The 14,764-nt window shown below is 49.2% G+C and carries 16 protein-coding genes, 1 other RNA gene and 1 pseudogene; 10 read left to right on the plus strand and 8 right to left on the minus strand.

Features of this window, described 5'->3' with window-relative positions:
- Positions 1-9: 9 nt before the first annotated feature.
- A pseudogene (locus ACZ483_RS05145) lies at positions 10-300 on the minus strand (methyltransferase family protein); the annotation flags it as partial.
- Between the two features lie 94 nt (positions 301-394).
- On the opposite strand from ACZ483_RS05145, the gene ACZ483_RS05150 reads away from it, so the two are divergent.
- Positions 395-967, plus strand: a complete 573-nt coding sequence (locus ACZ483_RS05150; RefSeq protein WP_464325103.1) for a hypothetical protein — start codon at positions 395-397, stop codon at positions 965-967.
- Between the two features lie 554 nt (positions 968-1,521).
- Complete coding sequence (locus ACZ483_RS05155) at positions 1,522-3,597, plus strand: thioredoxin domain-containing protein (RefSeq protein ID WP_464325104.1); 2,076 nt, start codon at positions 1,522-1,524, stop codon at positions 3,595-3,597.
- On the opposite strand, the gene ACZ483_RS05160 is transcribed toward ACZ483_RS05155, so the two are convergent.
- Genes ACZ483_RS05160 through ACZ483_RS05175 form a run of 4 tightly spaced genes read right to left on the minus strand, consistent with a single transcriptional unit; the run spans position 3,578 to position 6,223 of the window.
- Positions 3,578-4,501: a beta-ketoacyl-ACP synthase III gene (locus tag ACZ483_RS05160; protein ID WP_464325105.1), complete on the minus strand. Its 924-nt coding sequence runs from the start codon at positions 4,499-4,501 to the stop codon at positions 3,578-3,580. The two genes, ACZ483_RS05155 and ACZ483_RS05160, sit on opposite strands and share 20 nt — an antisense overlap.
- On the minus strand, positions 4,502-5,521 hold the full coding sequence (plsX, locus tag ACZ483_RS05165; protein WP_464325106.1) for a phosphate acyltransferase PlsX: 1,020 nt from the start codon (positions 5,519-5,521) through the stop codon (positions 4,502-4,504).
- On the minus strand, positions 5,521-5,712 hold the full coding sequence (gene rpmF, locus ACZ483_RS05170; protein ID WP_464325107.1) for a 50S ribosomal protein L32: 192 nt from the start codon (positions 5,710-5,712) through the stop codon (positions 5,521-5,523). The genes plsX and rpmF overlap by 1 nt, the downstream gene beginning before the upstream one ends.
- Before the next feature lie 10 nt (positions 5,713-5,722).
- On the minus strand, positions 5,723-6,223 hold the full coding sequence (locus tag ACZ483_RS05175; RefSeq protein ID WP_464325108.1) for a YceD family protein: 501 nt from the start codon (positions 6,221-6,223) through the stop codon (positions 5,723-5,725).
- A 106-nt stretch (positions 6,224-6,329) separates the two neighbouring features.
- Here ACZ483_RS05175 and ACZ483_RS05180 point away from each other — a divergent pair, with 106 nt between their 5' ends.
- From ACZ483_RS05180 to ACZ483_RS05205, 6 genes are all read left to right on the plus strand, one after another.
- Positions 6,330-6,536 (plus strand): YgaP family membrane protein, encoded by a 207-nt coding sequence (locus ACZ483_RS05180; protein ID WP_464325109.1) that lies wholly within the window; start codon positions 6,330-6,332, stop codon positions 6,534-6,536.
- Between the two features lie 13 nt (positions 6,537-6,549).
- An RNA gene (ffs, locus tag ACZ483_RS05185) (signal recognition particle sRNA small type) lies at positions 6,550-6,635 on the plus strand.
- A 5-nt stretch (positions 6,636-6,640) separates the two neighbouring features.
- The gene (dnaX, locus tag ACZ483_RS05190; RefSeq protein WP_464325110.1) at positions 6,641-7,990 is read left to right on the plus strand and encodes a DNA polymerase III subunit gamma/tau; all 1,350 of its coding nucleotides are present in this window, start codon (positions 6,641-6,643) and stop codon (positions 7,988-7,990) included.
- A 36-nt stretch (positions 7,991-8,026) separates the two neighbouring features.
- Complete coding sequence (locus ACZ483_RS05195) at positions 8,027-8,290, plus strand: DUF4911 domain-containing protein (RefSeq protein ID WP_464325111.1); 264 nt, start codon at positions 8,027-8,029, stop codon at positions 8,288-8,290.
- Between the two features lie 39 nt (positions 8,291-8,329).
- Positions 8,330-9,550, plus strand: coding sequence for a glycosyltransferase (locus tag ACZ483_RS05200; protein WP_464325112.1), 1,221 nt, complete (start codon positions 8,330-8,332; stop codon positions 9,548-9,550).
- Position 9,551: 1 nt separating this feature from the next.
- Positions 9,552-10,205 (plus strand): DUF554 family protein, encoded by a 654-nt coding sequence (locus tag ACZ483_RS05205; protein WP_464325113.1) that lies wholly within the window; start codon positions 9,552-9,554, stop codon positions 10,203-10,205.
- On the opposite strand, the gene ACZ483_RS05210 is transcribed toward ACZ483_RS05205, so the two are convergent.
- The 3 genes from ACZ483_RS05210 to def form a co-directional block, all read right to left on the minus strand.
- On the minus strand, positions 10,164-11,357 hold the full coding sequence (locus ACZ483_RS05210; RefSeq protein WP_464325114.1) for a cation diffusion facilitator family transporter: 1,194 nt from the start codon (positions 11,355-11,357) through the stop codon (positions 10,164-10,166). The genes ACZ483_RS05205 and ACZ483_RS05210 overlap by 42 nt on opposite strands.
- Before the next feature lie 20 nt (positions 11,358-11,377).
- Complete coding sequence (gene mnmL / locus ACZ483_RS05215) at positions 11,378-12,319, minus strand: tRNA modification radical SAM protein MnmL/YtqA (protein WP_464325115.1); 942 nt, start codon at positions 12,317-12,319, stop codon at positions 11,378-11,380.
- A 268-nt stretch (positions 12,320-12,587) separates the two neighbouring features.
- Complete coding sequence (gene def / locus ACZ483_RS05220) at positions 12,588-13,103, minus strand: peptide deformylase (RefSeq protein ID WP_464325116.1); 516 nt, start codon at positions 13,101-13,103, stop codon at positions 12,588-12,590.
- Between the two features lie 47 nt (positions 13,104-13,150).
- On the opposite strand from def, the gene ACZ483_RS05225 reads away from it, so the two are divergent.
- Positions 13,151-14,101 (plus strand): nucleoside phosphorylase, encoded by a 951-nt coding sequence (locus ACZ483_RS05225; protein ID WP_464325117.1) that lies wholly within the window; start codon positions 13,151-13,153, stop codon positions 14,099-14,101.
- Positions 14,092-14,748, plus strand: a complete 657-nt coding sequence (deoC, locus tag ACZ483_RS05230; RefSeq protein ID WP_464325118.1) for a deoxyribose-phosphate aldolase — start codon at positions 14,092-14,094, stop codon at positions 14,746-14,748. Before ACZ483_RS05225 ends, deoC begins: the two co-directional genes overlap by 10 nt.
- Positions 14,749-14,764 lie beyond the last annotated feature (16 nt).

Below are 14,764 nucleotides of genomic sequence, written 5' to 3' on the forward strand. Positions count from 1 at the left end.
GTGTAGTCCCATCATCAGGAGAAAGGTGTAAAGGAACACAGGAACAGACCCAAAGACTGCGGACTCTCCGAGGGAAATGAAGAAGACCGAAAGGTATATGGGATTCCTCGTACAGGAGTATATACCTTCCCTGACGAGACCCCTCGAGCGTGCGAGGAGGGTTGTCGTACCTCCTCTTTTGGAAAGATCGTAGGCGGCTTTTAAAAAGATTAGTATTCCGAAGAGCACGAACACCACCCCGATATGCAGAAGAGGAAAAGTGGAAAGCTTAAAGTCTACAAACAGGGATGGGATAAGCACCAGAAAGATCAAGGACCACAGGGAGCTATGCAGGAGGGAGAGAAAGAAGAACCTCATGATTTAAAGATAAAATTTAAAGATAAAATAATTACTAATGAAGCATCTTAATAACTGGACCGTTAATGCCCTTACTGATTTGCCTTGTTATATCAAGGATATATTAGATACAGTTGCACGAATAAATTTATACAAGATGAGCAAAAAACGGAAATACTTTCGTAATAACGATTACGGCTTTGAGCAAGTACTGGTAACTTATCTAGCAGAGAGATTTATTCAAAATTTACCTGACAATTTTGAGCTCGGCGTAGGCGAAGCCCTGACAGGAACAGCTTCGAGCTCCAAAAAGCAAGCGGACTTTTCTCTGGTAAAAGACGACGGAACTGTGAAGGAAGTTATGGAAGTAAAAACTATAACTGACAATAATTTTTCTTGGTTGAATGAAGATGTATCTAAGCTCCGAGGTTTCAAAAATATGAAAAATAAATTTTTATTATCAATAAATCTATATCTTTCAAAGTCGGCTTATACTCAAATGGATAGCCGGCTTAGCGAATTTACAGGAAAACACAAACTAACTATACAGAACCAGGAATTAATTTACAAGAGCAAATACAAAAATGGCGATTTTCAGCTTGTCTATTATTACTATCTGTTTGAAATATGACCAAACCCTTGCAAGTCAAAGGACAAGCGCCTTTCAATGCAAGTATAGCACTAAAGTTTTGCGGCATGTTAGTATTTGGTGCTCAAGGGTTGGAGGCTTTATCACCTTAGAAATGTAGTTAAGGCGAAGGAAGATTTACTATTTCAGCACTAAAGAGCTATAGAAGTTGTGGGCAATATTTCCCGCCTGAAATTAATTCTCATTTATATCTCCGTAGTATAAGTTATTGATAATAGTAGAATTTTGAACACATGATAATAAAAGACTCACCTTGTGCAAAACTTTAGTATAGCATTCGGTTTTTTCTAAAAAATTCACCTTCGTGGTTAGCAACTTGAGTATTTCCTGTCGAAGATTTCAAGACTTGATATATGAAGGCTATCTGGCTTTTTGAAGCTGTGCCTTCCTTTCACTAACCGACCTATCCAGCAGGCTTTCCAGTTCTGGATTTTCTTTAACCATCTTGTAAATCCTCATAAAGTAGTCAAACAAGAAATCTATAAAGACTGACAGAGCTCATCACATGGTAACTTCATACCACCATCTTTATAGGGATGAAAACAAAAAGAGCCAACAGACTTATAAAGGAGAAGAGTCCCTATCTTAGACAGCACGCCTACAATCCAGTTAACTGGTATCCGTGGAGTGAGGAAGCCTTTGAAAAGGCTAAGAGGGAAGACAAGCCGATATTCCTCTCTATAGGCTACTCTACGTGCCACTGGTGTCACGTGATGGAGAGGGAGAGCTTTGAGGACGAGGAGATCGCAAAGATACTCAACGAGAACTACGTATCCATAAAGGTGGACAGGGAAGAGAGACCAGACATAGACGGTGTTTACATGACCGTCTGTCAGATGATGACTGGATCCGGAGGATGGCCACTCACTGTAATTATGACACCCGAGAAGGAACCCTTCTTTGCGGGAACCTACTTTCCGAAAGAATCCATCTACGGAAGACCGGGACTCAAGGACATACTCTTGAGGATAGCCCAGTTATGGAGGGAAGACAGGGAAAAGGTTCTCGAAAGTGCGAGGAAGGTCGTGAGCGTTCTTTCTCAGACGGAAGGGGAGAGTTACATAGGTGAGAGTCTTGGAGAAGAGGCACTCCACAAAGGTTTTGCGGAACTCTACAATACCTTTGACGAGGTTTACGGAGGCTTTGGATCGGCTCCCAAGTTCCCCATACCCCACAACCTTATGTTCCTTATGCGTTACTACCGCAGATATAAGAACGAGAAGGCTCTCGAGATGGTAACCCACACCCTAAAGAGGATGAGGCTCGGAGGGATATGGGATCACGTCGGCTTCGGCTTCCACAGGTATTCTACAGACAGAGAGTGGCTTCTGCCCCACTTCGAGAAGATGCTCTACGACAACACCCTCCTGCTCTACACTTACGCAGAAACCTATCAGCTGACTAAGGAGGACTTCTTCGTCCAGACTGCAGAGGAGATAGCGGAGTATCTCACGAGGGACATGCTCTCTCCCGAAGGAGTATTCTACTCGGCGGAAGATGCCGACAGCGAAGGTGAAGAGGGAAAGTTCTACCTCTGGAGCCTTAAGGAGCTCGAAGAGGTTTTGAACGAAGAGGAGCTAAGGATAACTCTGAAGGTTTACGGAATAGAGGAGGAGGGGAACTTCCTTGAAGAGGCTACGAGAAGAAAAATCGGCAGGAACATACTTCATATGAAGAAATCCTTAGAGGAGTATGCCGAAGAGCTCGGCTACGAGCCCGATATCCTTAAGCAGAAGCTTGAGGAGATAAGGAGCAAACTCTTCAAGAAAAGGGAGGAGAGAGTCAGACCTCTCAAGGACGACAAGATCCTCACAGACTGGAACGGACTCGCTGTAGCCAGCTTCGCCAAGGCGGGGATAGCCTTAGGAAGAGAGGACTTTGTCGAGAAGGCTAAGAGAGCCGCCGACTTTATCCTTGAGAATATGATCGATGAGGAGGGAAGGCTTCTCCACAGGTTCAAAGACGGAGAGGCGGAGATACCCGCCTTCCTTGAGGACTACGCCTACCTCGTGTGGGGTCTGACAGAGCTCTACTTTGCGACCTTTGAACCTAAATACCTTGAGGAAGCTCTCAGGCTTACCGACATTACCCTGAAGTACTTCTGGGACGAGGAGAACCTCGGCTTCTTCCAGACTCCCGACTTCGGTGAGAGGGTTTTAGTCCGTAAGAAGGAGATCTACGACGGAGCTACGCCTTCGGGGAACTCCGTGATGGCTTACAATCTCCTTCGTCTCGGAAGAATGACTGGAAGGAGCGAACTCGAGAGAAGAGCGGACCAAACCCTGAGAGCCTTCTCACAGGTTATCTCCGTTTACCCCTCAGCCCACACCTTCTCCTTAATAGCTTTAGATCTCCTTATAAACGGAAGCTTTGAACTCGTGGCGATTCCGGGAGAGCGGGAAGAAGCGATATATGAACTCAGAAAAGTTCAGAAAGAGTTCTTTCCAGAGGGACTCTTCCTTATAAAGGAAAAGGAAACAGAAGAGCTCTCGGAGTTTATCAGAGATCTTAGCCCGATAGAAGGTAAAACAGCCTACTACCTTTGCAGGAACTTCTCCTGTGAGAAACCTACGACGGACATAGAGGAGGTGATCAGAACCTTAAGAGGGTAGCTCCCCAGGTGAGTCCACCGCCCATGGCGGTCATCAAAATGAGATCTCCTCTCTTGAGTTTACCCTCTTGAATAGCCTCGTGGAGAGCTATCGGTATGGAAGCGGCGGAGGTATTCCCGTACCTGTCTATGTTCACGTAGAACCTATCCTTAGGGATGCCGAGCTTCTCGGCGAGGGAGTTTATTATCCTTACGTTCGCCTGATGGGGTATGACGAGGGAGACTTCCTCGGCGGAAACTCCGGCCTCCTTTAGAACCTCCCTGCAGGCTTCCTCCATGTTCCTGACCGCGACCTTGAAGAGTTCCCTTCCCTTCATCTTTATGTATCCGCACCTATCGGCGTAAAGGATATCCCAGAGGCTGCCGTCAGAGTACATCCTCGAAGCCAGTATCCCGCCCTCCTCCGAACTTTCCAACACCACCGCTCCCGCCCCGTCTCCAAACAGGACGCAGGTGCTCCTGTCGGTCCAGTCCACTATCTCCGAGAGCTTCTCAACCCCAACGATGAGAGTTTTATCGGCCTTCCCGGAGCTTATAAGACCGTCAGCTACCTCGAGGGCGTAAATAAAGCCGCTGCAGGCCGCAGAAATGTCTAAGGCGTAGCCTCCGCTCCCGAGCTCAGCCTGAAGGAGACAGGCGGTCGATGGAAACTTCTTCTCCGGTGTGAGTGTCGCAACTATTATGACATCGATATCCTGCGGTTTCACTCCGGCAGTTTCCAGAGCCTTGAGGGACGCTTCCCTCGCCATTTCTAAAACACTCTCCTCTTTGGCTATTCTCCTCTCCTTTATTCCCGTTCTCGTCGTTATCCACTCGTCGGAGGTATCCACTATCTTTTCAAGGTCGAAGTTAGTCAGAATCTCCTTGGGAAGGTAAACTCCGGTCCCCGATATGCGCGTTCCCATCTATACCCTCGCCTCTTGCGGAATAAGCTCCCTGATATTCTCCACCAGTTTCCTGTTGAAGTCGTGGGTCAGGAACTCGGCGGCGACCTTTACGGCGTTCCTTATAGCCTTGGCGTTAGCCTTCCCGTGGGTTATTATCACAGGCTTCCTCGCACCCAAGAGGGGGATGCCTCCGTACTCGGTAAAATCGGCTTTCTTCTTAAATCTGTTTAGCGCGGGCAGAAGCAGGAAAGCTCCGAGCTTCGCGAGGATGCTCTTCTTTATCTCCTCCTTTATCATCTGGACGACCGCAAAACCGAGGCTCTCGCTCGCCTTCAGGATAATATTTCCCACAAAGCCATCGCAGACTATAACGTCAAATGTTCCCGCGTATATATCCCTTCCCTCTGCGTTCCCGAAGAAGTTGAGTTTCGTTTGCTTCATAAGGGGGTATGTTTCTTTTACAAGCTCGTTACCCTTTCCTTCTTCCTCTCCTATACTCAGGAGTCCCACCCTTGGATTTTCTATACCTAAGATTTCCTGGGCGTAGGTGTGTCCTATGACGGCGAACTGGACGAGGTGTCTCGGCTTTGAGTCCACGTTGGCTCCCACGTCTATCAGAACGGTCTTCCCCTTCGGATTGGGGAGAGCAACCGCTATCGCCGGTCTTTCGACCTCCTCCTCCGCACCCACAACGAACTTGCCTACCGCTAAGACGGCACCGGTATTTCCGGCGGATACGAGCCCCTGCGCCTTTCCCTCCCTCACCAGCTTTCCCGCAACGAAGAGGGATGAGCTCCGTCTCTTCAAAACGGTCGAAGGAGGCTCGTGCATATCAACCTTGTCGGGTGCATGGACTATCTCGAGCAGAGGATTCCCGAGCTCCCCCGACTTATTCAGAATCCTTTCTATCTCCTCTCCGTCGCCTACAAGGTATATTTTGTAACCGAGATCCTTCGCTGCAAGTATTCCTCCACGGACTATTTCCAGGGGGGCGTAGTCTCCCCCCATGCAGTCTAAGGCGAAACTCAGGTTTTCCATTACTCTACGCTTATGACTTCCCTTCCCTTATAGTGCCCGCAGTAGGGGCAGACCCTGTGGGGGATGATCTTCTCCCCACAGTTGGGACACTCACTCAGCGAGGGAATGCCTCTCTTGAACTTATTGAAGAAATTCTGAGCCCTCCTCTGATCTCTTCTCCATTTGGAAGTCTTCGCCTTCGGAACCGCCATTCTGAACCTCCTATTTCGTGAGCAGATCTTTTAGTATAGCAAATCTCGGGTCGGTGTGCTTCTCCTCTTCGAAGATAAAGGCGTGGTGTCCCGTACCGGGGCAGTCGGGTCTGCAGAGGGGTTTCATAGGTACACTCAGTATAAGCTCCTCTCTAACGAGATCCTCAAGAACGAGTGTGTCTGGTTCTTCCATGAAGGAGACGTTGAGATCCTCCGGCGAAAGGGAAAGATGCTCCTCCTTAGGATACCGTTCTATGTGCTTTTCCGTATCCTGTACTATCTCCTTCCTGAAAGTAGTGAGGCATCTACCGCATTCTAGATCCACTCCTCCTTCGAGAGTCAGATGTACCCTGTATCCCCTGTTGTCCTTAGTTATTTTGACGTATACCTTCACGGGTTCTTTGAGTTCCCCCACGTCGGAGGGTAATCCTATAGCCTCAGGCTCGATTGTATAGCTCTGCTCGAATGCGTCAAACCTTTCAAAGATGTCTTTTAGATCGAGGACGGTCATGGCTCACTTCCCTTCTGAGTTTTCTATTTAATATAGCCTTTCCGAGGGACTTGAAAAGTAAGTTAAGAATATTAGAATATTCTAATAAACTTAAGGAGGTGTTCCGATGACGATGGATAGGCTCTTGAGATTAACTTCAGGAGTTATGCTCCTTGTAGTCTTCTTCTTCGGATTGCTGGGTACGAACGTGGGTATCTTCTGGAAGGCTTTCGTAGTTTTCATGGCTCTCAACCAGATACAGTCCGCCTTTACCAACTGGTGTCCAATAGTATCCCTTTACAGGAAGTTCGGCGTGAAAGAGTGTCCCTGCTGATCTATATTTATAAGAAGCCCCGCAACGGGACAGGGTGAACTCCCCCAGGCCCGAAAGGGAGCAAGGGTAAGCCTGCCGTCCCGGGTGCGGGGTAAAATATTGCCATGTATATCCCCTTTGCGAGGAAATACAGACCGAGGTTCTTCAGGGAGGTAATAGGTCAGGAGGTTCCCGTAAGGGTTTTAAAGAACGCTGTAAAGAGCGAAAGGGTATCCCACGCCTACCTGTTTGCAGGCCCGAGGGGTGTTGGTAAAACAACTATAGCGAGGATCTTAGCCAAGGCTCTTAACTGCCTGAGCCCTCAAGAGGGAGAACCCTGCGGTGAGTGTGAGAACTGCAGGGAGATAGATAGGGGAAACTTCCCGGACCTTGTGGAGATGGACGCCGCTTCCAACAGGGGCATAGACGATATAAGAGCTATAAGGGAGGCTGTCTCTTACACACCCATAAAGGGAAAGTACAAGGTCTATATAATAGATGAGGCTCACATGCTCACCAAGGAAGCCTTCAACGCGCTCCTTAAAACCCTCGAAGAACCTCCGCCGAGGACGGTGTTTATACTCTGCACCACCGAGTACGAGAAGATAATACCGACCATACTCTCGAGATGCCAGAGGATAATCTTCGGGAGGATAAGGGAGGAGAAGATAAAGGAGTATTTAAAGAAGATATGTGAAGAGGAAGGGTTGGAGTGTGAAGAGAGTGCCCTCGACATGATAGCCCTTGCCTCCGAAGGGTGCATGAGGGATGCAGCTTCCCTACTTGACCAAGCGAGCGTTTTCGGAGAAGGGAAAGTTACCCCCGAGATCATAGAGAACTTCCTTGGAATCCTCAGCGCCGACAAGGTAAGGGAGTTCATGAGAATGCTCCTAAGCTCCGATGTTGATAGCGCCTTAGCCTTTCTGAACGAGCTGTACCACAGGGGGTACAACCTTTCCAAGTTTTGGGAACTCTTAGAGGAAGAGATAAGGAACGCTATTCTTGTCAAGAGTCTGAAGGACCCCTCCGGGGTGGTGGAGAACCCGGAAGCCTACGAGGAGTTTAAGGAAACTCCCTTGGAGGCACTTCTCTATTTAGAGAATATCGTTAACAGGGGGAAGACGGAGGCTCGAACGAGGCCGGCACTCAAGGCTTACGAGCTCGCCGTTATAAAGAGCTCGATAATAAAGGAAATCCTCCCGATCGCTCAGGCTCTCAGCATGGCTTCCTCCAAGGCCGAGGGGGAGAAGGATATAGAGAGAGAGTTGAAGGACAGCCTATCCGCTCTTGCCTACAAAGCACTTCAGAGCGCCGAGAAGAGGGAGGAAGATGGGAGATTGATCTTCAAGATGGACGAAGATACCTACTCCACCTTTAGGGAGGAGTTCGAAAAGTTGAAGAAGAAAGTACCACAGGTAGACTTCGAGCTCTTTAAAAAAAAAGACCAGAGAAAGAGTACGACGAGTCTGTTCTGAAGGTCATGGAACTCTTCAACGCCAAGGTTGTCAGGTATGAGCGGAAAAAGAGGTGAGGTAAAGGCTCGCATCCTGACGGTCCGCATGCCCGTGAGCGAGGTGGGGTTCTTTAACTCTCTGATAGACGGGCTCGACAGGATCGCCCTGACGAGAACGAGGAAGAAGGGAGAGGGGATAGTGGATATAATAGCTTCCCCCGACAGGTTCGAAGAGCTAAAAGAGATAGTTGAGGGCATGAAAAGACACGTCAAGGATTTGGAGATTATAGGAGAGTCGAACTTCGAGGAATTGAACTTTTAGAAAAGATAACACGAGCGCCCGTAGAGTATAATTGAGAGCATGAGAGTTGCGTTTTTCAAGGTAGGGGAACTGCAGGGAAACCTAAAGCACCTTAATGCCCTTTTCGAGTATCTTCAGGGCAGGGGAGTCGAATTCAAAGAGATAGAGCTCGATCCCCAGAACGTTCAGAAGGCTGTCGATGAGCTTCAGGAGTTCAGGCCTGCCTTTACAATGGACGTGAACGCTACAGGGATCATCATTGGAGAGCAGGACGGCAAGAAGATACCACTCTACGACCTTTTCGGTTTCGTTCACTTCTCCATATTCACAGAGGAGCCTCTCCTCCACTTTCCCAACCTTTACGGGATAGAACAGCACAGGAACCTGATAGCGATAGTCACCGATATAAAGTACGTAGACAGCCTGAAGATGATGGGTGTGGAGAACATAAGCTACGTTACACCCTTTCTTGACTTTTCCGTCTTCCCGCAGAGTCCTGAGGAGAGGGATATAGAGATAGCCTTTTTAGGACCCGTTATAGACCCCCAGATAATTATCAACTCTGTTCAGAAGAACCTTCCCGAAAACATCTTTCCCCTCTTCATCGAGACGGGAGAGTATATGTTCCGCAATCCAGAAGTGAACGTTCTCACCGCCATAAACTACATAGTCGGACTGTTCAATCCGCAGGTTCAGCAGGAGTTCTTCGATTGGAAGGAAAAGAACGAAGAGGCTTACCTAAGAATGCTCAACGACATCTCTATCTACGCCACTATGAGGAAGCGCTGGTATCTTATAAACTTCCTCGACGGAATAAACCTGAAGATCGTTGGAGAGTATCAGGGAGAGCTTAGGGAAGATCACGAACACGTAAAGATAAACTCCTACGAGGAGCTCTTAGATATATACGGGAGATCGAACATTACCGTCATGAGCTTTCCCCACACCGTCCCCTCCGGTATAGGCTTCACTCCCCTGGAGGTCTCGGCGATGGGGAGCGCCCCCATGATAGACTTCAGGGGGACACTGCCCGGCTTTCTGGCACCAGGAGAGGAGGTTATCACCTACATGCCCCTCGACAGGGCGGACATAGAGGAGAAGGTTCTCTACTACCTCGAGAACCCTCAGGAGGCAAGGGAGATAGGGGAAAGGGCGAGGAACGCCGTGGTGGACAGGTTCAGGGTGGACGACAGGGGAGAGTTCATCCTCGGTCTGATGAGGGATATAGTCGCTCAAGCTCAAGCTCAAGCCAAGACTGAGGCTAAGGAGAAACAGGAGTGATATGTTCCCCGGTTTCGGGACCCTCGTGAACTTTTTTCTCGTCATTCTGGGAAGTTTTATAGGACTCAGGGGAACGAGGTTTATAAATCCAAAACTCAGGGAAGGGGTTATTCATGGAATAGGACTCTTCACCTTCCTCCTCGGAATTAAGTTGCTGATCGATAACAAACCGGAGACGCTTAAGGTCTTCTTCATAATCCTCGTAGGAACCGCCGTCGGGTACCTGCTCGATATAGAAGGAATGGTAGAAAGGCTCTCTAAAGGGGGATCGGACTTCACAAACGCCTTCGTTACCTCCTCCGTTCTCTTTACCGTAGGTCCCATGACCCTGCTCGGTTGTATCCTCGAGGGAACAAAAGGAGACAGCTCTTTGATACTTTCCAAAGCCACAATGGACGGTTTTTCATCGATAATCTTATCCTCCTCCTTAGGGAAGGGGGTCCTCTTCTCCGCCTTCTTCGTTCTCCTCTTTCAGGGAAGCATAACGCTCTTGGCTTACTTCTTCGGGGATTTCTTGGACAGACAGTCGATGGCGAACAGCCTATTTATCGGCGGAGGGATAATGGTGGTTATCGCTCTCAAGCTCTGGGGCCTGCTCAAGGAGGTAAAGAGTCTAAACCTTCTCGTTCCCCTCCTCGCTGCCCTCTTTGTGTGATCCGTCCAGCTTCAGTTTGGAGACTTCCGAGAGGGCTTCGTATATGTTCTCCTTATCTGTCTCCCAGACAAAGACACCGTTCTTATGTAGTATCCACTTCGCTCTCGAGCTTTCGGGATGATGTCCGCATATTACTATATCTATCCCCTTTCTTACAAGCATCTTGGCAACGTCCTCCTCGTTCTTAGGGTTTATCTCCATAACCTCCGGCTCACCTTTCTTCTCCTCGAATATATACATCTTTCTTACATTGCTGAAGTCTCTACAGAGCGTTCCTCCGTTTGCAGAGAAGACCGCTATTCTCAGCTTCTCCTCCTTCGCCGGTTCGTAGTGTATGAAGACCATCTCAACGCTGTCTATCTCCTTCGCTATCTTCCTCTCTATCTCGTCCGCTATAGCGTGGCTTCTCATGAAGCTTCCGGGTCTCAGGAGGATTTCCGCATCTATGAAGAGTTTTCCTCCCGCGCTCCTCACCAAGAGCCTCTTTATACTCTCCACCTCTGGGAAGGAGAAGATTATCTCCCTTATCCTCTCAATGGTCTCCTCGTCGGCGGATATGTCGAGGACAGCTCCAACCTGTTCCTTAAGGAGACCGAAAGCGGTGTAAAGGATGAGTGCTACCACCGCGAGGGCAAAATACCTGTCGTAATTGTATCCGATATAGGCAGCGCTCAGGCTTATAAGAACAAGAGATGAACCGAAGGCGTCGGTGAGGGTGTGGTAGGAGTCTGCTATAAGGGTAGGGGAGTTTAACCTTTTCCCGGCTCTCCTTTCGAGAAAGGACAAGGTGAGGGAGCTTACAAGCGAGAAAACGACCACGCCTATACCTACGGGGAGGAACTCCCTCTCTATCATCACCTGACCGCTCAGAGCCCTGTGTCCTATCTCGTAGGCGGCAACTATAAGGAAGAAAGCGATCACTATCGCCCCTATGTTCTCAAGCTTGTAGAGTCCGTAAGGGAACTTTTTGTGCTTCTTTTCGGAGAACTTTATGGAAAGGTAAGCTATAACGGATGCGGCGGCGTCGGAGAGGGAGTGGAGAGCCTCACCGAGCAGTGATAGACTGCCCGTGAGAAGACTGGCGACGAACTTGAACCCCGACTGAACGAGATTTAGCGTAAGGGAGATTAAAGCCCAGTGGTGTTTTTCCATCCCTATGATTTTAAGGAGAATTATCGGTTGAGAGCCTTTTTATTCTTTCCCTGAAAGCCGTTCCTACTCCTTAGGGTCTCCTCTACCTTCTGAAGAACCTTATTCTTCATCTTTGGCGAGCAGTAATCGGGGGCTATCAGGAGGCTTTCGTCCACCTCTCCCGTAACTCTATGTATCACAACGTTCTCCGGCAGGATCTCTATCACCTCGGCGCAGAGCTCAGCGTATTCCTCCAAGGAAAGCGTTCTAAATTCACCGTTCTCATACTGCTTAGCCATCACAGTTCCTTTAATAACGTGGAGCGGGTGTATCTTTACCCCGTCTATGGGAAGGGAGGCGAGGAGCTTGGCCGTCTCTATAACATCCTCCCTGTCCTCTCCCGGAAGACCTATTATCATGTGGGCACACACCTTCAGGGGTCTCCTCTTGGTCCTCAGAACGGCGTCCACGAAGTCCGAAACCCCGTGAGCCCTGTTGATCCTCTTCAGAGTCTCGAAGTTCGCCGACTGAAGTCCGTACTCGACCCATACCTCGAGACCTCTATCGGCATACTCACTGAGCAGGTCGAGAACCTCCTCTGGAGCGCAGTCTGGTCTCGTTCCTACGTCTATACCTACCACGCCTTCGAACTCTAAGGCTGTGTCGTAAACTTTTTTAAGGGTTTCCATATCGGCGTAGGTGTTGGTGTAGGACTGGTAATAGACGAAGAAGTATATGTCCTCTCCGTACTTTCTCTTAGCCCTCTCCATTCCTTCCCTTATCTGATCCCTCAAGGGAACTGAGGGAGTCAGCATAGAGGGTTTTGAACCGTCGTAGCAATAGGTGCAACCTCCCCTCGCCTTGCTCCCGTCCCTGTTGGGGCAGGTGAAGGGTAGAGCGACCGTTATCTTCTGAACCCTTCTGCCGAACTTCTCTAAGAAGTAGTCCTTTAAGGAGTAGTAGGGCTTCGTTCCGGTAATCATGGATGAGCTTTCCTAACAGGTGCTTTCCAGATATTGTAAGTTAAATATAACGTGCCGAGGCTAAATATGAACACTCCCAGAGCAAAAAGCGTTATTCCCAGTAAACTCAGGAACTCATTCATTCCTTAATCCTCCAGAGCCCGTATGCAACCAGCAACATTCCAAAGGTTACAACTATAAATATAATGCTCGCTATTATCAGCGAAAGGGTTTCGCCCATAAAAAAGCTATGCCAAACCCCCTCAAAACTCCTTTAATACTTCTTCTTTCATACCCTCTGAGCTTCCCTCTGTAGCTTCCTGTACTTTTCCAAAGCCATCCTCCTCCGCCAACCCTTCAGTCTGTCTATAAAGGTTATTCCCTGAAGATGGTCGAACTCGTGCTGGAAGACTATGGCGGGGAAGTCCTCGAGTTCTATCTCGACCTCTTCGCCCTTTTCGTTCAAGGCTTTCACCTTAACCCTCTTAGCCCTCTCTACCTCAACGCTCAAGCCCGGAAAGGAAAGACAGCCTTCCTTGTACTTTATCCTCCCCTCCGAGGAGATGACCTCAGGGTTTATTAGGACGAGCTTGAGATTGGGAGCGTCCTCCTTTGGCGTCGTATCTATCACCATAATACTCAGGGGAACCCCTATCTGATTGGCGGCAAGACCAACGCCCTCGGCGTGATACATGGTGTCAAACATGTCCCTGATGAGATCCCTTATCTCTTCGTCTATAACATCGACCCTCTGGGTCGGCTTGGTCAGAACCTCCGCCGGATAGGTAACTATATCCCTTACCATCTCACACCTCTGAAAATAATTTAGCCCTTAGGATTATAATGCGTAGTATGAGGGAACAGCCCTTTCATCCTCCGGATCTACCCATCGTTGACGGAAGGGTGTATCACCTCGAACTTGCACCGGGTGAGCTCGCCGAGGACATCCTCATAGTCGGAGATCCGGGGAGGGTGGACTTCATAGCTCAGAACTTTCTAAAAAAGATAGAATTGAGAAGGGAGCACAGAGGTCTGAAGACTATCACGGGATACACCGACTGGGGTCAAAGGGTCTCCGTAACCACCTCCGGGATGGGGACTCCCTCCCTCGAGATAGTGATAAACGAAGTCGTAGCGCTCCACGAGATAGACTTTGAAAGGAGGGAGAGGAAGGAGGAGATACCTTGGCTCAACATCATCAGGGTCGGAACCTCCGGAGGTCTCCAGCCGGACACCGAACTGGGAACTCTGATAATTACCGAGTACGCGGTGGGACTGGACAACACGGGACTCTTCTACAACGCTCCCCATCCCGACGATAATTGCCGGATCTTAGAGGACAGAGTTAGGAAAGCGGTGAACGGAGCTGTCCTGGAGGGTTCGAGGTTCAAGGGGAAGATCCAGCCCTACGCCTCCAAAGCCCATCCTGAAGTGGTGAAATCTCTGGAGGAGTCGGCTAAGGAGCTCGGAGTCATGTTCAGGAGGGGAATAACGGTTTCCAATTCGGGCTTCTTCGCCAACCAGGGGAGGTCGGTTTCAAGAATTCCCCTGTCAGTTCCCGATATAGACGTCCTTATCTCTAAAACGGACAGCGGTGTGGAAGGTCTCAGATTCGAAAACATGGAGATGGAGGCGAGCTTTCTCCTCCACTTCCTCTATCCCCTCGGACACAGAGCCGGTGTTATCTGCCCAGTCATCGATAAGAGACCGGAGGAGAGGTTCCTCTTCAACTATCAGGAGAAGGTAAGGGAAGCGGTTGAGGTGGCGTTGAGAGCTTTAGGGAGGTTGAGGGGATGGATATAAGGAGATACATAGACAACTCTATCCTGAAGCCCTTTGTCTCGGAGAAGGAGGTTGAGGAGTTCGTGAGGGAGTCCGCCAGGATCGGCTTTTACGCGGTGTGCGTGAACCCCTACCACGTCAGGCTTGCAAGGGAGGCAGGCGATGAAGAGATAAAGATCTGCTCCGTTGTAGGCTTTCCCTTGGGACTTAGTACCAAAGAGGTGAAGATCCACGAGGCGGCGAGAGCTGTAGAGGAGGGAGCTGATGAGATAGATATGGTTATGAACATCTCCGCCTTCAAGTCGGGAAAATTCAATTATGTGGAGGAGGAGATAAAGTCCATCGTCAGGGAGACCGGTGCGGTGGTCAAGGTGATTATTGAGACCTGCTATCTGAACGAGGAAGAGAAGAGGGAGGCGGTAAAGCTCTGCGTGAATGCGGGAGCCCACTTCGTGAAGACCTCTACAGGTTTCGGAAGCGGCGGAGCTACCTTAGAGGACGTTAAACTCCTGAAGGAGGTCGGAGAGGGAAGGATAAGGGTCAAGGCGGCGGGAGGAATAAGGGATCTTAAAACCGCTTTGGAGATGATAGAAGCGGGGGCGGACAGGATAGGAACGAGTTCGGGCTTTGATATCTGGAGAGAGAGCCTAAATTTAAAGAAAACTTGACGGATCGGAGGTAATC

It is taken from the genome of Hydrogenivirga okinawensis (assembly GCF_055385515.1).